17 protein-coding genes are annotated in these 15,183 nt (G+C 71.2%); 7 read left to right on the top strand and 10 right to left on the bottom strand.

Annotation, left to right across the window (positions count from 1 at the left end; translation table 11 throughout):
* Positions 1 to 791: FAD-dependent oxidoreductase (locus J0695_RS07675; RefSeq protein ID WP_206961098.1), on the bottom strand; the 791-nt coding region annotated here is incomplete at its 3' end.
* A 119-nt stretch (positions 792 to 910) separates the two neighbouring features.
* Between J0695_RS07675 and J0695_RS07670 the strand changes: the two genes are divergently transcribed.
* Positions 911 to 1,573 carry a pentapeptide repeat-containing protein gene (locus tag J0695_RS07670; protein ID WP_206961097.1) on the top strand — a complete coding sequence of 221 codons (663 nt, stop codon included), beginning with the start codon at positions 911 to 913 and terminating at the stop codon, positions 1,571 to 1,573.
* Positions 1,574 to 1,767: 194 nt separating this feature from the next.
* Here J0695_RS07670 and J0695_RS07665 read toward each other — a convergent pair whose 3' ends face one another.
* The 3 genes from J0695_RS07665 to J0695_RS07655 are packed head-to-tail and all read right to left on the bottom strand — an operon-like array spanning position 1,768 to position 4,093.
* Positions 1,768 to 2,265 carry a hypothetical protein gene (locus J0695_RS07665; RefSeq protein ID WP_206961096.1) on the bottom strand — a complete coding sequence of 166 codons (498 nt, stop codon included), beginning with the start codon at positions 2,263 to 2,265 and terminating at the stop codon, positions 1,768 to 1,770.
* A gap of 56 nt (positions 2,266 to 2,321) precedes the next feature.
* The gene (locus tag J0695_RS07660) at positions 2,322 to 2,942 is read right to left on the bottom strand and encodes a response regulator (RefSeq protein WP_206961095.1); all 621 of its coding nucleotides are present in this window, start codon (positions 2,940 to 2,942) and stop codon (positions 2,322 to 2,324) included.
* On the bottom strand, positions 2,939 to 4,093 hold the full coding sequence (locus tag J0695_RS07655) for a sensor histidine kinase (RefSeq protein WP_206961101.1): 1,155 nt from the start codon (positions 4,091 to 4,093) through the stop codon (positions 2,939 to 2,941). The genes J0695_RS07660 and J0695_RS07655 overlap by 4 nt, the downstream gene beginning before the upstream one ends.
* Positions 4,094 to 4,390: 297 nt before the next feature.
* Here J0695_RS07655 and J0695_RS07650 point away from each other — a divergent pair, with 297 nt between their 5' ends.
* From J0695_RS07650 to J0695_RS07640, 3 genes are all read left to right on the top strand, one after another.
* On the top strand, positions 4,391 to 4,945 hold the full coding sequence (locus tag J0695_RS07650) for a GlcG/HbpS family heme-binding protein (RefSeq protein ID WP_206961094.1): 555 nt from the start codon (positions 4,391 to 4,393) through the stop codon (positions 4,943 to 4,945).
* A gap of 71 nt (positions 4,946 to 5,016) precedes the next feature.
* Positions 5,017 to 5,622 carry an ankyrin repeat domain-containing protein gene (locus J0695_RS07645; RefSeq protein WP_206961093.1) on the top strand — a complete coding sequence of 202 codons (606 nt, stop codon included), beginning with the start codon at positions 5,017 to 5,019 and terminating at the stop codon, positions 5,620 to 5,622.
* Positions 5,619 to 6,749, top strand: a complete 1,131-nt coding sequence (locus tag J0695_RS07640; protein WP_206961092.1) for a YncE family protein — start codon at positions 5,619 to 5,621, stop codon at positions 6,747 to 6,749. Before J0695_RS07645 ends, J0695_RS07640 begins: the two co-directional genes overlap by 4 nt.
* A 1-nt stretch (position 6,750) precedes the next feature.
* Here the strand turns inward: J0695_RS07640 and J0695_RS07635 are convergent, their stop codons facing one another.
* Positions 6,751 to 6,996, bottom strand: a complete 246-nt coding sequence (locus J0695_RS07635) for a hypothetical protein (protein ID WP_206961091.1) — start codon at positions 6,994 to 6,996, stop codon at positions 6,751 to 6,753.
* Positions 6,997 to 7,292: 296 nt separating this feature from the next.
* Entirely contained in the window at positions 7,293 to 7,868 is a 576-nt protein-coding gene (locus tag J0695_RS07630) for a TerD family protein (protein ID WP_206961090.1), read from the bottom strand.
* Positions 7,869 to 8,026: 158 nt separating this feature from the next.
* Between J0695_RS07630 and arfB the strand changes: the two genes are divergently transcribed.
* Positions 8,027 to 8,467 carry an alternative ribosome rescue aminoacyl-tRNA hydrolase ArfB gene (gene arfB / locus J0695_RS07625; protein WP_206961089.1) on the top strand — a complete coding sequence of 147 codons (441 nt, stop codon included), beginning with the start codon at positions 8,027 to 8,029 and terminating at the stop codon, positions 8,465 to 8,467.
* A gap of 16 nt (positions 8,468 to 8,483) precedes the next feature.
* On the opposite strand, the gene J0695_RS07620 is transcribed toward arfB, so the two are convergent.
* The gene (locus tag J0695_RS07620) at positions 8,484 to 9,038 is read right to left on the bottom strand and encodes a flavin reductase family protein (RefSeq protein ID WP_307798485.1); all 555 of its coding nucleotides are present in this window, start codon (positions 9,036 to 9,038) and stop codon (positions 8,484 to 8,486) included.
* Between the two features lie 370 nt (positions 9,039 to 9,408).
* On the opposite strand from J0695_RS07620, the gene cdgB reads away from it, so the two are divergent.
* Positions 9,409 to 11,070, top strand: a complete 1,662-nt coding sequence (gene cdgB / locus J0695_RS07615; RefSeq protein WP_206961087.1) for a diguanylate cyclase CdgB — start codon at positions 9,409 to 9,411, stop codon at positions 11,068 to 11,070.
* Positions 11,071 to 11,121: 51 nt separating this feature from the next.
* Complete coding sequence (locus J0695_RS07610; RefSeq protein ID WP_206961086.1) at positions 11,122 to 12,066, top strand: carbohydrate-binding protein; 945 nt, start codon at positions 11,122 to 11,124, stop codon at positions 12,064 to 12,066.
* Between the two features lie 3 nt (positions 12,067 to 12,069).
* Here J0695_RS07610 and J0695_RS07605 read toward each other — a convergent pair whose 3' ends face one another.
* From J0695_RS07605 to J0695_RS07595, 3 genes are all read right to left on the bottom strand, one after another.
* The gene (locus J0695_RS07605; protein WP_206961100.1) at positions 12,070 to 12,996 is read right to left on the bottom strand and encodes a 1-phosphofructokinase family hexose kinase; all 927 of its coding nucleotides are present in this window, start codon (positions 12,994 to 12,996) and stop codon (positions 12,070 to 12,072) included.
* A gap of 82 nt (positions 12,997 to 13,078) precedes the next feature.
* A complete protein-coding gene (nagA, locus tag J0695_RS07600; protein WP_206961085.1) occupies positions 13,079 to 14,218 on the bottom strand; it encodes an N-acetylglucosamine-6-phosphate deacetylase in 1,140 nt (379 codons plus the stop codon).
* Positions 14,208 to 15,149 (bottom strand): ROK family protein, encoded by a 942-nt coding sequence (locus J0695_RS07595; RefSeq protein WP_206961084.1) that lies wholly within the window; start codon positions 15,147 to 15,149, stop codon positions 14,208 to 14,210. The genes nagA and J0695_RS07595 overlap by 11 nt, the downstream gene beginning before the upstream one ends.
* Positions 15,150 to 15,183 lie beyond the last annotated feature (34 nt).

Here is a 15,183-nt window from a genome sequence, read left to right as displayed (position 1 = left end):
ATCCAGCCGGGGGCGTCGAGGTCGGAGACGACGAAGGGGTCGCCGGGGCGGGTGGTGAGGGCGAGGTCGACGAGGGTGGTGCGGCCACCGGTCCAGGTGAGGGTCTCGTCCCGGAGGAGGTGGCGGGCCGCGTCGAGGGAGGTGGCGACGATCAACGGGCTTCCGGGGGCGGGGAGTTCGGTGACGCGGGTACTGGTCTCGATCCGTACGCCCAGGTCCCAGGCGCGACCCGCCATCCGCTCGATCAGCGCACCCCAGCCGCCGCGCGGGTAGTGCGCCTCGGGCGGGAGGGCGCTCGCGCGGCGGAAGCGCTCCTGGACGAAGGCGGCGGAGAGGGAGCCGGGGTCGTGGTGGAAGAGGGCGACGGCCGCGTAATGGGCGGCGGCGCGGGCGCCCTCCTCGCCGACCAGGCCGGTGGCCCAGGTGAGGAAGTCCTGGTCGACGGGGGCCTGTTCGGCCTTGTGGCGCCCGAGCCTGAGGAGCGCGAGAGGCGGGGTGCGGCGCAGGGCGCCGCCGCGGTGGAAGCGCATCCGCAGGACCTCGCGGGGCGGAAGGGGTGCGAGGGGGCCGAGCAGGCCGCGCTGCTTGAGCCAGGTCCAGTGCGGGCCGCCGCTGTAGATGGCGTGCGGGCCCTCGTTGGTCCTGTACTGCCCTTCGGCGGTACGGGCCCGCCCGCCGAGGGTGTGGTGGGCCTCGCGGACGGTGACCTCGGCGCCCGCCTCGGCTGCGGTGATCGCTGCGGTGAGCCCGGCGAAGCCGCCGCCGACGACGGTGACGGTGATGCGGTCCATGATCCGACTCCTTCTCGTTCCCGTTTTTCTCGCTGCGTACAGAGGGGAGACGGATCCGGGGCGCCGAAATGTGACATGGGGGAGAGGTCGTTGTCAGTGGTGTGGGTCAGCATGGGTACATGGCACGCAAGAAGACTCCTGTGATCAGACGCCCCGAGGTGCGGCTTCCCCCGCTGAGCCCGTACAGCGGCCGAGGCCTCGAACCGGACGGGGACTACGACGGTCTGGAGTTCCGGGGACTGGATTTCACGGGCCAGGCCGGGTCGGGGGCGCGCTTCATGGACTGCGCGCTCACGGAGTGCTCGCTGGACGAGACGGATCTGGTGCGGGCGCGGTTCATCGACTCCGTACTGACAGGAATCAAGGGTGTCGGCACGAGCCTGGCGGGGGCTTCGCTGCGGGACGTGGAGGTGGTGGACGCACGGCTGGGCGGGGTCCAGCTGCACGGTGCGGTGCTGGAGCGGGTGGTGGTGCGGGGCGGGAAGATCGACTATCTGAATCTGCGCGAGGCGCGGCTGAAGGACGTCACCTTCGAGAACTGCGTGCTCTCCGAGCCGGACTTCGGGTCGGCACAGCTGGAACGGGTGGAGTTCCACGGTTGCGAGCTGAGGCAGGTGGATTTCAGCGGGGCGCGCCTGAAGGACGTGGACCTGCGCGGGGCTGCGGTCCTGGACATCGCGAGGGGGGTGGAGCGCCTGTCCGGGGCAGTGATCAGCCCGGACCAACTACTGGACCTGGCCCCGGTGTTCGCGGCCCAGATCGGAGTCCGGGTGGAAGCCTGACCGTTCCGGCATGCGCCGGGCAACCCGGATTCCGTGGAGCTGGGACCGTGTTCCGAGCTCAGCATTTTCGGCTCACATCAGGCAAATTCAAGCCCCTCAAGGGGGTCCCCCCTGCTCCTTAAGAGCTTGGGGGAGATTGAGGAGCGGGGTCTGGGGCGGAGCCCCAGAGGAGCCCCACCCGGAGGGCCCGCGCCTCAGAGCCGCGGAAACTTGGCCTGCAAGGCCCAGACCGCCGGATTGTCTGCCAACCCGTCATGCATGTCCGTCAGATCCGCGATCAGATCATGCAGAAAATCCCGCGCCTCGCGCCGCAACAACCGATGCCCAAAAGTAAGCGGCGGCTCCTCGGAATCCATCCAGTCGGCCTCCACATCCACCCACCCGAACCGCCGCTCGAAGATCATCCGGTCCGTGGACTCCGTGAAATCGATCTCCGAGTACTGCCGGTTCGCCGACCGGTTGCCGCGCGGATCCCGGTCGATCTCCTCCACGATGTCGCACAGGGCCCAAGCGAAGTCGAGCACCGGCACCCATCCCCAGGCTGTGGACACTTCCCGGTCCGCCTTGGTGTCGGCGAGATACACGTCCCCGCAGAAGAGGTCGTGCCGCAGCGCGCGGACGTCCGCACGGCGGTAGTCGGTCTGCGGGGGGTCGGGGAAGCGACGCGAGAGGGAGTAGCCGATGTCGAGCACGTCATCGATGGTCCCACGCCCACGACGGCTCTCCTACGGGAGCAGTCGCTGCTCTCCTAAGGGAGCAGCCGCTGCTCCTTCGCGACCGACACCGCGCCCGCCCTCGTGTCGACGCCGAGCTTGTCGTAGATCCGCCCCAGGTGGGTCTTGACGGTCGCCTCGCTGATGAAGAGCGCGCGGGCGATCTCCCGGTTGCCGAGACCCCGCCCCAGCTGCCCGAGGATGTCCCGCTCCCGGTCGGTGAGGGTGGGGCGGCCCGTGCCCCGCATCCGGTCCATCACCCGGCTGGCGACCGGCGGCGAGAGCGTGGTGCGCCCCTGGGCGGCCGAGTGGATGGCGGCGAAGAGCTCCTCGGGCCGCTCGGCCTTCAGGAGGTAACCCGTCGCACCGGCCTCGATGGCGCGGGTGATGTCGGCATCGGTGTCGTACGTGGTGAGGACCAGCACATGCACCCCCGTGGCGGAGATCCGCCGGGTCGCCTCGACCCCGTCGATGCCCTCGCCGAGCTGGAGGTCCATCAGCACCACGTCCGGCGTCAGCTTCGCCGCCGCCGCTACGGCCTCCTCGCCGCTGCCCGCCTCGCCGACGACCTCGATGTCGGGCTCGCTGCCGAGCAAGGCGAGCAGTCCGGCGCGTACGACCGCGTGGTCGTCGCAGAGCAGGATGCGGACGTTCACGGTGTCGTCTCCAGGGTCTGCAGGGGGATCGCGGCCGAAAGCACGGTGCCTTCGCCGGGGGCGGACTCGACGGTGAGCGCACCGCCGAGCTGCTGCAGCCGGGCGCGCATCGCGGGCAGCCCATGCCCGCGTACCCCGGCGTCCCGCGCGGCCGGCGCGTCCGGCGCGAAACCGCGGCCGTCGTCCGCGATGTCCAGGACCACCTGGTCGCCCAGGTAGGTGAGGGTGAGGGCGGCGCCGGCCGCGCCCGCGTGCTCCCGTACGTTCGCCAGCGCGCCCTGCGCGATCCGCAGCAGCGCGGACTGCACCCGGTCGGGGAGTACGGCCGGGTCCCCTTCGGCGTGGAACCGTACCGCCACCGCCGACTCCGCCGTCTCGCGCGCGGCCAGCGTCCGGAGCGCCTCCTCCAGACTGCCGCCGTCGGCCAGCTCGGACGGAGCCAGATCGTGCACGAAGCGACGGGCCTCGGCGAGGCTGCGGTCGGCGATGGAGGTGGCGTTCCGTACATGACCGCGCGCGGCCGCCGGGTCGGTGTCCCAGGTGCGGTCGGCGGCCTGGAGCATCATCTGCTGGCTGGACAGGGACTGCGCGAGGGTGTCGTGGATCTCCATCGACAGCCGCTGGCGCTCGGCGAGAGTGCCCTCGCGGCGCTCGGCAGCGGCGAGCTCACGGCGCGTACGGATCAGATCGTCGATCAGCGCACGCTGGCGCCCGGCCTGCCGCTCCATCGTGAGGAACACGGCGGTGGCGATCAGGACGACCGCGGGCGGCCCGAGCACCAGGTCAGGGTCCCAGCGGCCGGCGAGCCGCAGCTGGGCGACGATGACGAGACCGGTCAGCAGCGTCACCAGGATCAGGGCGGCGCGGGTCGGCAGCGTACGCAGGCCCGTGTAGAAGAGCGGCACCGCGCACCAGGCGAAACTGGGCGCCAGCACGACGAGCACGACCCACACGGCGACCACCAGCGTCAGCCACACCCGTCGCTCCGCCACGGGACGCGCCCTGGTGCCGCGCACGAGCCCGGCGAAATAGACCAGGGCCAGTACGGCGGAGAGCGCGATGATCCACGGGGTGCGGGCCGCGCCGCCGGGGTGGCGCAGCAGGAAGCGGGCCAGGGCCACGGCGAGCAGCAGGAAGAACGCGGCGTGCATGACGGCGGTGAGGCGCCGGGTGTCCGTGTCGTAGCTCCGGTCGAGATGCGTGCGCTCGCTCTCCGGCACGGTTCCCGCACCTCCTTCCGCTGTGTTGCACTGTCTCCCCGATCTGGGCAAACACTCCCATTGTCCGGAGCCCCGGCGCCCTCTGGGTCAACCGATCGGATGACCCAGAGGTCGGCCGCTCGGCAGCCCGTGAGCAGCCGGAACGCCGACGGTCCCGCACCGGTTCCGGGCCCAGGCTTGAGAGCAGAAGGAACCACCGGCCACATCCACTCTCCCAAGGAGTCCCCCATGAAGAAGCTCTCCCGCCGCGCCACCGTCGTCACCAGCGGCGCCGTCCTCGCCGCCGTCGCCGCAGGCACCTTCGGTGCGGTCACCGCCAGCGCCTCCGGCCCGGCCGCCGCTCCCGCCGCTGTCGCCGCCGACGCCAAGAGCAACACCACCACGACGACCACGCACCTGACGCTGGACTCTGCGACCAAGGCCGCCAAGGCCGCGCTCGACGCCGCGAAGAAGGACAACCAGAAGGTCTCCGTCGCCGTCGTCGACCGCGACGGCAACACGATCCTGACCCTGCGCGGCGACGGTGCGGGCCCGCAGGCCTACGAGGCGGCCGAGAAGAAGGCGTTCACCGCCGTCTCCTGGAACGCCCCGACCTCCGAGCTCGCCAAGCGCCTGGAGAACGCCCCGACGCTGAAGGACATCCCCGGCACGCTCTTCCTCGGCGGCGGCGCTCCCGTGACCGCCAAGGGTGCCCCGATCGCGGGCATCGGCGTGGCCGGTGCGCCCTCCGGCGACCAGGACGAGAAGTTCGCCCAGGCCGGTGTGGCCGCGCTCGACAAGTAAGACTCTCCACCGATGTGACGGCGGGGCGCCGCGATGAGCGCCCCGCACAGACCCAGGCCAGGAGTACAGCCATGCCCTCCCACAGCGAAGCCGACCGCACCCTGCTGACCGCCGCCGAGCGCGGCGACACCGACGCGGTACGTGCCGCGCTCGCTGCCGGAGCCCGCGTCGAGGTACGCGACACGGACCTGCGCACCCCGCTGCTGATCGCCTCGCTCGGCGACCACGTGGAGGCGGCGGGAGTCCTGGTCGCCGCAGGGGCCGACGTCAACGCCCAGGACAGCCGCGAGGACAGCGCATGGCTGGTCACCGGAGTGACGGGCAGCGTCGCCATGATGCGGACGCTGCTCCCGGCGGGCCCCGACCTGACCCTGCGCAACCGTTTCGGCGGGGTCTCGGTCATCCCCGCTTCCGAGCGCGGTCATGTCGCGTACGTGAAGGCGGTGCTGGCCGAGACGGACATCGACGTGAACCACGTCAACCGCCTGGGCTGGACGGCTCTGCTGGAGGCGGTGATCCTCGGCGACGGCGGCACCGCGCACCGCCGGATCGTGGCGATCCTGCTCGCCGCGGGCGCCACGCCTGACCTCGCGGACGGCGACGGCGTGACGGCTCTGGAACACGCGGACCGGCGCGGCTTCGAGGAGATCGCCGCGCTGTTGCGGGGCGCGGGATGATCCGCCGGATCGTGGGGGCCGCCCTGGTGACGGCGGCCCTCGCGGGCTGCGTACAGGGCGCGGCGGAGTCCGTTCCCGAGCGCCCGCGGAAGTCGACCGTGACGCCAGTACCGCCCAAGCCGCCCAAGCCGTCCGCTTCCGCCTCCACCCCCACGGCGACTCCGCGCGGCACGCTGCTCGTCGCCGACTTCGACAGCGACACCGTCACCTTCGTCGACCCGGCCCGCGGCCCCGTCGGATCCGTCAAGGTCGGCCTCGCTCCCTACGGCATCGCCCTCGGCCGCGACGGCCGGGCCTGGGTCTCCACCGCGGAGGGCGTCGCGGTGGTCGACACCGCCACCCGGACCCGTACGGCCCTCATTCCGTACGACACCGAAACCGGTCGCCCCACCCTGGGCGAGTACCGCGGCGGCGGCATGGGCATCGCGCTCGCCCCCGACGGCAGGCACGCCTACGTAGGCGTCACCGTCCCCGACCGCGAAGGGGTGCTGGAGGTCATCGACACCACCTCCGGCACGGTGTCGGACACCGTCCCCGTCGGCCGGCGCCCCTTCGACGTGGACGTCTCCCGGGACGGCCGCGAGGTCTACGCGACCAACCACGACTCCTTCTCGGTGACGAAGGTCGACACGGCGAGCCTCGCCCCGCGCACCTACGAAGTCGCGCCGTACGGCACCGAAGGCGGCCTGGGCTCCTGGCTCAAGCCGCACTACGCGGCCGTACGTCCCTCCGACGGCGCACTCCTCCTGCCCTTCGAGGGCGAACGTCTGGCCGTCCTGGACCCGCGCACCGGCAAGGTCACCATCGACCCGATGACCGCCGACACCCACCAGCACGGCGTCACGATCACCCCCGACGGCACCCTCCTGGTCGTCGGCACGGGACCCGTCACCGACGGCGAGCCGCCCTCGCTCACCGTCCGCAGCCCGGACGGCCGCGAACGCGTCATCCCGCTGCAGGGCCCGCACGAGAACGTCGCCGTCTCGCCGGACGGCCGCACGGCCTACGTCACGGGCGGCTTCACCCGCGAAGGCTCCTGGGACGGCATCACGGTCGTCGACCTCGACTCGGGCGACACCCGCCGACTGCCCGCAGGGGTACGCCCGTTGGGCATCGTCGTCCTCTGAGTCACTGGCAGACGCGCTTGAACGCGCTCGCCCCAGGCCGGGCGCGGAACGTCACCGCGTGCCCCGCGGCGTCGGTGAACACCGCTTCCGCCGCGGACTTCAGGGTCATCGTGCCGCGCTGGTAGGGGTTGTCCCAGCCCTCGGGCGGATTCCCCGAACCGTCGGAGAGCGGCGTACCGGCCTCGAAGTACGCCGAGCCGATCCGTGCCTCGTCGATCCCGCAGTGCGTGTAGAGATCGAAGCGCATGACGCGGGCGGGTTGCGGCGACGACGAAGCGGAGGGCGACGAAGCGGACGGCGACGAAGCGGACGGCGACGAAGCGGACGGCGACGACACCAAAGGCGCCGGACGTGTCGCCTCCGCCTTTCCGCCGCCCCCGATGCACCCCGCGGCAGCCACCAGTACGGAAACGAGCGCGATCGGCACAGCTCTCTTGGCCATGGCCCTTCGACGCCCGGACCGGAGAACCGGTTCCGCACACGCACCGAGCCCCCGGCGCAGTCAGGCGCCGGGGGCTCGGTTCATACAGACAGGGGCGTACGTCAGACGTTGACGCCGAAGTCCTGGGCGATGCCGGTCAGGCCCGAGGCGTAGCCCTGGCCGACCGCGCGGAACTTCCACTCCGCGCCGTTGCGGTAGAGCTCGCCGAAGACCATGGCGGTCTCCGTGGCGGCGTCCTCGCTGAGGTCGTAGCGGGCGATCTCGGCGTCGCCGGCCTGGTTGATGATGCGGATGAAGGCGTTCCGCACCTGGCCGAAGTTCTGCGAACGGTTCTCGGCGTCGTAGATCGAGACCGGGAAGACGATCTTCTCGATGTCGGCGGGCAGACCGGCCAGGTTGACCTTGATCTGCTCGTCGTCGCCGTCGCCGGCGCCCGTGACGTTGTCACCGGTGTGGACGATGGTCTGGTCCGGGGTCGCCTTGTTGTTGAAGAAGACGAAGTGCGCGTCGGAGAAGACCTTGCCGGCCGTGTTCACCGCGATCGCCGAGGCGTCGAGGTCGAAGTCCGTGCCGGTGGTGCTGCGGACGTCCCAGCCGAGGCCGACCGTGACGGCGGTCAGGCCCGGGGCCTCCTTGGTGAGGGAGACGTTGCCGCCCTTGGACAGGCTTACAGCCATGGGATGGTCCCTTTCCGTCTTGGTGAACGGGCTTCGTGTGGTCACGAAGCTACCGTCACCTGACATAACGCAGGGAGGGTCCTCAGAGGTTCCTGACGCCCTTTACTTTCTTTACCTGCGCGAAAAGAGGGTGACGGAAAGGGCGCGGACAGGCGACCATGGGTCACATGTCCAGTCGCGAACACGTCATTCGAGGCTCCGTCTCTCTTCCCGAGGCCGAGCTCATGTGGCGTTTCTCGCGTTCCTCGGGACCTGGCGGCCAGCATGTGAACACCAGCGACTCGCAGGTGGAGCTCCGCTTCGACCTCGCGAAGACCGAGGCGCTGCCCGAGGTCTGGAAGGACCGGGCCCTGGAGCGCCTCGCCTCGCGGCTGGTCGGCGGGGTCATTTCCGTACGGGCGTCCGAGCACCGCTCGCAGTGGCGCAACCGTGAGATGGCCCTCGTCCGCCTCGCCGCGCTGCTCGCCGAGGCGACCGCGCCGCCGCCCAAGCCGCGCCGCGCCACGAAGATCCCCCGGGGGATCAACGAGCGCCGGCTGCGCAACAAGAAGCAGCGGAGCGACACGAAGAAGGGCCGCACCGGCGGGGGCTGGGACTGAAACGCGACCGGCTGGGCTAGCCCAGCTGCCGGTAGCGCCCCCGGAAGTACGTCAGCGGGCCGCCGTCCGCGCTCGGCAGGTCCGCGGTCAGCACCCGGCCTATGAACAGCGTGTGGTCGCCCGCCTCGACCCGCTGTTCCGTACGGCACTCCAGCGTCGCCAGCGCCCCGCCCACCAGCGGCGCCCCCGACTCCTTCCCGCGTACGTACGGGATGTCCTCGAAGAGCAGCCGGTCGCTGATCCGGCCCTTCATCGCGAAACGCCCCGCCACATGGCGCTGGCTCTCGGAGAGGAGCGAGGCCGCCCAGAGCGGCTGCTCGGCCAGCAGGTCGTCCATGCGCGAGCCATTGCGTACGGACACCATCACCAGCGGCGGCTCCAGCGACACCGACAGAAAGGCGGTCGCCGTCATCCCGACGTCCTCGCCGCGCGGTCCGTAGTCCGGGTCGTGTGCCGTCACCAGCACCACTCCGGCGGCCAGCCGGGACATGGCGGCGCGGAATTCCTCGTTGCTCACCCCCTCAGGATGGGGGACGGGCTCGGTTCGCGGGGCAGGGGTCGTCTGAAGCACAGGGGCAACGCTAGTGCGGGGAGACATAGCGCCACATCGGGCGCTGGGACGGGTCTCGAGTCCTAGGACCCACTGTTTTGAACTGTGTTCAAGAAGCGAAGGGAGCCTCTGGCGGCCGGGGCGACCGTTGGTCCGGCTGGGGGTCCGGGGGTCGTCCCCCGGGATGATGCAGCCAAGAAACCGATGGAGCGCTCCCATCCGCGTCCAAAACCCTTCATCCCCTGATGTGACTTGAGTCACGTAAGCCAATATTTGTTGACCCTGTGTACCGGGTGCACAGCTCCCTGTGATTCAGTGGCCGTGAAGCTGCAACAAGAGTGTGCCGATCAGAACCCAGGAGTAGCTGTCGAGGTCTCGGGGGGTGCGAGTAATGGAGACCGAGTCGGAGCCGTATGTCCGCCTTGCGACCTTGCGGCAACTGCACCAGGTGGTCACGGACCTCAATACGGCCCGGAGCCTGGCGGACACGCTGCAGACCGTCGCCGACGGCATCACCGCGGGACTCGGGTACGAACTGGCCTGTGTCAACCTCGTACGCCCCGACGGTGACCTGGTCGTCGCCGCCTTCGCAGGCTCCGCCGCCGCCGAATCCCTGATCACCGGCCGCGTCGGCTCCCGTGCCTCCTGGGAGCGCAGGCTCTCGATGGGCGAGGTCTGGGGCGATCTCGTCTTCATACCGCACACCGAGGGCTGGGTGCTGATCGAGGACGACGTACCGCAGTGGCACACCGAAGGACCCGAGCCGCGCTTCGAGGACGAGTGGCACCCGCGCGACCGCCTCTACGCCCCGATGTACGCGACCGGCAGCGGCCGAGAGCTCCTCGGCGTCATATCCGTCGACAACCCGCGCGGCGGCCGCCGCCCCGGCCCCTGGGGGCAGGAGGCGCTGCAGATGTACGCGTCCCAGGCGGGCATAGCCATCTCGAACGCCCGGCTGCGCGCCAACATGCAGCGCGCCCTGGTCCGTCTGGAGCGCGAGCAGCAGGCCCTGCGTGCCAGCGAGGAGTCCTTCCGCCAGGCCTTCGAGTACGCACCGAGCGGGATGGCCATCGCCGAGATGGGCGGCGACCAGCACGGTCGGCTGCTCCGTACCAACGACGCGCTCTGCCGCCTCCTGGGCCGCCCCGCCTCCGCGATGCGCCGCTACTCCTTCGCCGACCTCGTCCACCCCGAGGACGTCGGCACGCTGCTGCGCACCTCCGCCGAGGGCGGGCGGGCCGAGCTGCGGCTCGGGCGGCGCGACGGGACGTACGTCTGGGTCTCCCTGCGCAACTCGGTCGTCGCCGACACCGCCGACGGCCCCCGCTTCCTCCTCACCCACGTCGAGGACATAGAGGAGCGCAAGCGCCATGAGCTGCACCTCGCCCACCGTGCCTCGCACGACGGGCTGACGGGCCTGCCCAACAGCGCCGAGCTCCGCTCGCGCCTCAGCTCCCGGCTCTGCGCGCGGCCGTACGCGGTGCGCGAGACGGCCATAGAGGCGCTGGACGCGGCCTACGAGGGCGGCGCCGTCGAGTCGTCCGTCTCCCGTACGCACGGATTCGACTTCGGGACGGGCCCGGCGGGCCCGGGACCGTACGACCACCATGTGCACACCGTCGCACCCTCGACGTCGACGGCCGTGGACGATGGCACGAAGGGGCTCGCGGTCCTCTTCTGCGACCTCGACGGCTTCAAGTCGATCAACGACCGCTTCGGCCACCACACGGGTGACGCGGTCCTCATCGAGGTCGCCCGCCGGCTGACGACGGGCGTGCGCGACGGCGACACGGTCGCCAGGCTCGGCGGCGACGAGTTCGTGGTCCTCGCGGACGGCCTGGGCGCGGCGGACGCGGCCGACCTGGCGGTCCGCCTGCGGAACGCGATCATCCCGCCGATACGGGTGGACGGACGCGCGGTCCGTGTCGGGGCGAGCTTCGGCATCGGCTGGGCGGAATGCGGAATGTCCGTTGAAGAGGTACTGCGCTCGGCTGACCAGCGCATGTATGTGGAGAAGCGGTCCCGTGCCAAGATCCATCGGCGAGCGGGTTAATCCGTACGGGGTAGGCTCGCCCGCGTCAGCGATGTGTGAGGAGTACTAGGGATGAGCACGCCCGAGGACGACGATCCGTTCGGCTACCTGTACGAGGACGGCCGTGCGGCAGGCGCCGTCCCGCCGCCCGGTGGCGGCGGCTACGGCTACCCGGGTCCGTCCGCGGGCGGCCAGCAGCAGCCCGGGGTGCCCCGGACCTCGTACAACCAGGTGCGTACGGTCGGCGAGCGCCAGTACGGGCAGCAGCCGCAGCAGCAGTACGGCCAGCAGCCCCAGCAGTACACGCAGCCGACCGCGCAGTACGCGGCCCCGGAGACGTACGGCGGCGGGGCCCCGCCCCAGCAGCCGCAGTACCGGGACGACGACGGCGGCCGTGGCCGCGGCCCGAACCACAAGGGCATCCTGATCGGCGCGGTCGCGGTGGTCGCGGTCGTGGTGATCGGCATCACGGTCGCGCTGATGAACGGCAACGGCGACACGAAGAAGGGCCAGGCGGGCGGGGACAGTACGTCCTCGGCCGGCGCGGGCCAGTCCGTGAAGCCGAGCGACCCCGCGTCGCAGTCGGCGGCCGCAGACCTCCCGAAGCAGGACGCGGCGACGCTCCAACTGGGCGGCGCGGCGACCACCGGCAAGGACATCCAGGGCGCGCAGGGCGCGGGCGGCACCTACGCGGTGATCGCGCAGCCCGGTGACTCGGCGACCTGGACCGTCAATGTGCCGACGGCCGGGAAGTACACCATGTTCACGCGCTTCGGTCTGGCGACCAAGGACGGGGCCAAGACCACGCTCACGGTCAACGGCACCGCGCGACCCGCGTCGATAAACATGGACAACTACAGCAAGAGCGACGACCCGTCGAAGACCTGGGGGACGACCTACTCGTGGTTCGACCTCAAGGCTGGGTCGAACACCATCAAGGTGTCCTGCGAGGCGGGCGACAAGTGCGGGGTCAACCTCGACCAGGTCACGCTCAAGGCGGGCAACGTAAAGGGATAGCTCCTACGCGGCGCGTACCTGTTCAGTGACGAGGACCTGCGGAAGCAGGTCCTCGTACGTTTTCCGGTCGAATTCCCCCGCCACCGGCGACACCACCGTCGCCGCCGACAGCGCCACCGCCCGCGCCAACCTCTCCGGCCACGGCAGCTCCTCGACCAGCCCCGCCAGCAGCCCCGCCACCGCCGAGTCGCCCGCGCCCGTCGGATTGCCCGCCAGACGGGCCGGAGGCAGCGCCTGCCAGGTGCCTTCGGGGGTGGCGGCCAGCATCCCTTCGGCGCCCAGTGAGGCGACCACCGTGCGGGCGCCCCGCCGGCGCGCGTCGGCCGTGGCGCGCAACGGGTCGCGGGAGCCCGTCAGCTGGGCCAGTTCGTCCGCGTTGGGCTTGACCAGGTCGGGGCGGGCCGCGAGGCCCCGGCGCAGGGGTTCGCCGCTGGTGTCCAGGAGGACGGGGACGCCGGCCGTGCGGGCCAGGCGGACCAACTGGGCGTACGCACCGACCGGCACCCCCGGCGGCAGGCTGCCGCAGAGGGCCACGGCCGAGGCGCCGGCCAGGAGCTTTCCGTACCGGGCCAGGAAGATCTCCCACTCGGTGGCGGAGATCAGCGGTCCCGCCTCGTTGAGCTGGGTCGTGTCGCCGGTCGCCGCGTCGACGATCGCGATGGTGCGCCGCGTGGTCCCGCTGGAGTGGACCAGGGCGTCGGTCACCGGTGCCGCCGCGAGCAGGGACCGCAGGGTCTCGCCGTTGGCACCGCCCGCGAAGCCCGTCACGACCGCCTCGTGGCCGAGAGCGGCCAGCACCCGGGCCACATTGAGGCCCTTGCCGCCCGCGCGCTCGGTGACGGCGTCCACGCGGTGGCTCGTGTGCGGGACGAGGGCCGGGACGCGGTAGGTGATGTCGAGTGCGGTGTTGAGGGTGACGGTCAGGATCACGTAACTGATCATGTCAAAGCGGAAGCGGTTGGCCCAGACCTCCGGGACAACCGCTTTCCGTTCGACCAAGGGGCAATTCGCCCTACTTGGGGTCAACCACCCATTCACCCTTGCGCATGACCCCGACCAGCGTGAACTCCGCGTCGAGCACCACCAGGTCCGCGTCCTTGCCCGGCTCCAGCGAGCCGACCCTGTCGTCGACACCGAGCAGCCGTGCGGGGTTGGCCGAGATGGACCGTACGACGTCCTCGACCGGGAGCCTGTCGATCGTCACGGCGCGCTTGAACGCCGTGTCGAGCGTGAGGGTCGAGCCCGCGATCGAGCCGCCCTCCACCAGCCGTGCGACGCCGTCCTTGACCTCGACCTCCATCGGCCCGAGCTGGTAGGTCCCGTCGCCGAAGCCCGCCGCGTCCATCGCGTCCGTGATGAAGGCGACCCGCGAGGAGCCCGCCGCGCGGTACGCAAGCTCCAGCGATGCCGGGTGCAGGTGCGTGCCGTCGTTGATGAGCTCGACCGTGATCCGGTCGTCCTCCAGGAGGGCTGCGATCGGGCCGGGGTTGCGGTGGTGGAGGGGCGGCATCGCGTTGAAGAGGTGCGTGGCGACGGTGGCGCCCGCCTCGATGGCCTCGACGGTCTGCTCGTACGTCGCGTCGGTGTGGCCGATGGCGGCGATGACACCGTTCTCGGCGAGCATCCGCACCGAGTCCAGGCCGCCGCGCATCTCGGTGGCGAGCGTGAACATCTTCGCCGTGCCGCGTGCCGCGTCCATCAGCTTGCGTACGTCCGCCGGGTCGGGGTCGCGCAGCAGCGCCTCGCTGTGCGCGCCCTTCTGGCACGGCGAGATGAACGGGCCCTCGAAGTGCACGCCCGCCAGATCGCCCTGCTCGACGATCTCGGACAGCAGCCCGGCCCGCTCGGCCAGGAAGTCCATCTCGCCGGTCACGGTCGAGGCCACGATGGTCGTGGTGCCGTGCTCGCGGTGCGTCTGTACGCCGCGCAGGATCTCCTCCGGCGTTCCCGAGGTGAAGGACGCGCCACCGCCGCCGTGCACATGCATGTCGACGAAGCCGGGGACGATCCAGTGCCCGGTCAGGTCGAGGGTCTCGGCGTTCTCGGAGGCCGCCCCCGCGATGCGGGTGCCCTCGATGATGACCCGCCCGCCCTCGACGGTCCCGGTCGGCAGTACGACGCGAGCGCCTGAGAGAACCTTGCTAGCGGACATCGGCCGATACCTCCGTGGAGAGAAGATCCCAGGCGAGCAGCCCTGCGCCCAGGCATCCGGCGGTGTCCCCAAGGGCCGCCGGGACGATGTGGGGCAGCTTCTGGAACGTCACACGCTCCTCGACGGCCGCCCTCAGGGGTACGAACAAGGTTTCCCCGGCCTCGGCGAGTCCGCCACCGATGATCAGGGTCCCGGGGTCGAGGAGGGTGATCGCGGTGACGAGACCGTCGGCGAGCGCGTCGACCGCGTTCTGCCAGACCTCGGCGGCCTTCGGATCGCCCGATTCGACGGCCTTGGCGCAGTCCGCGGCGTCCGCGGCGGGGTCGCCGGAGGCCTCGGCCCAGGCGATGGACACGGCCGAAGCGGAGGCGTACCGCTCAAGGCAGCCGCGCTGTCCGCAGCCGCAGGGAACACCCTGGTGGCGTACGACCACATGGCCGATCTCGCCCGCGTAACCGTGCGCGCCCTCCTCGATCCGGCCGTCGATCCCGATCGCGCCGGCGATCCCGGTGCCGAGGGGAAGGAAGAGGAAGCGGTCGGCGCCCTTGCCCGCACCGATACGGCCCTCCGCCAGGCCTCCGGTGCGTACGTCATGGCCGAGCGCCACCGGCACGTCCCCCAGCCGGGCCGAGAGCAGCTCCCGCATGGGGACGTCCCGCCAGCCGAGGTTGGCGGCGTAGACCGCGATGCCGTTCTTGGCGTCGACGATGCCGGGGACGGCGACGCCCGCCGCGGCGGCGCTCTCGCCGAAGTGTTCCTCGCCGTACGCGCGCAGATCCGCGGCGAAACCGAGGATCGACTCGACGACCGCTTCGGGCCCGCGTTCGCGGCCGGTCGCCCGCCGGGCCTCGTAAAGGAGGGAGCCGTCGGCCCCGACCAGGGCGGCCTTCATACCGGTGCCGCCCACATCAAGGGCGATGACATGTCTCACGGGCTCAGTGTCGCCCGTAAACCTATGAGAGGTC

The sequence above is a fragment of the Streptomyces beijiangensis genome, from assembly GCF_017315755.1.
Classification (GTDB): domain Bacteria; phylum Actinomycetota; class Actinomycetes; order Streptomycetales; family Streptomycetaceae; genus Streptomyces; species Streptomyces beijiangensis.
This window is presented reverse-complemented; position numbering and strand designations above follow the sequence as displayed.

Coding starts and splice junctions, on each gene's coding strand:
- J0695_RS07630 (WP_206961090.1), bottom strand. CDS start 7,868: ATGGCTGTAAGCCTGTCCAAGGGCGGCAACGTCTCCCTCACCAAGGAG.
- J0695_RS07610 (WP_206961086.1), top strand. CDS start 11,122: ATGAGCACGCCCGAGGACGACGATCCGTTCGGCTACCTGTACGAGGAC.
- J0695_RS07670 (WP_206961097.1), top strand. CDS start 911: ATGGCACGCAAGAAGACTCCTGTGATCAGACGCCCCGAGGTGCGGCTT.
- J0695_RS07635 (WP_206961091.1), bottom strand. CDS start 6,996: ATGCGCTTCGATCTCTACACGCACTGCGGGATCGACGAGGCACGGATC.
- J0695_RS07640 (WP_206961092.1), top strand. CDS start 5,619: ATGATCCGCCGGATCGTGGGGGCCGCCCTGGTGACGGCGGCCCTCGCG.
- nagA (WP_206961085.1), bottom strand. CDS start 14,218: ATGTCCGCTAGCAAGGTTCTCTCAGGCGCTCGCGTCGTACTGCCGACC.
- J0695_RS07645 (WP_206961093.1), top strand. CDS start 5,017: ATGCCCTCCCACAGCGAAGCCGACCGCACCCTGCTGACCGCCGCCGAG.
- J0695_RS07655 (WP_206961101.1), bottom strand. CDS start 4,093: ATGCACGCCGCGTTCTTCCTGCTGCTCGCCGTGGCCCTGGCCCGCTTC.
- J0695_RS07650 (WP_206961094.1), top strand. CDS start 4,391: ATGAAGAAGCTCTCCCGCCGCGCCACCGTCGTCACCAGCGGCGCCGTC.
- cdgB (WP_206961087.1), top strand. CDS start 9,409: ATGGAGACCGAGTCGGAGCCGTATGTCCGCCTTGCGACCTTGCGGCAA.
- arfB (WP_206961089.1), top strand. CDS start 8,027: ATGGGTCACATGTCCAGTCGCGAACACGTCATTCGAGGCTCCGTCTCT.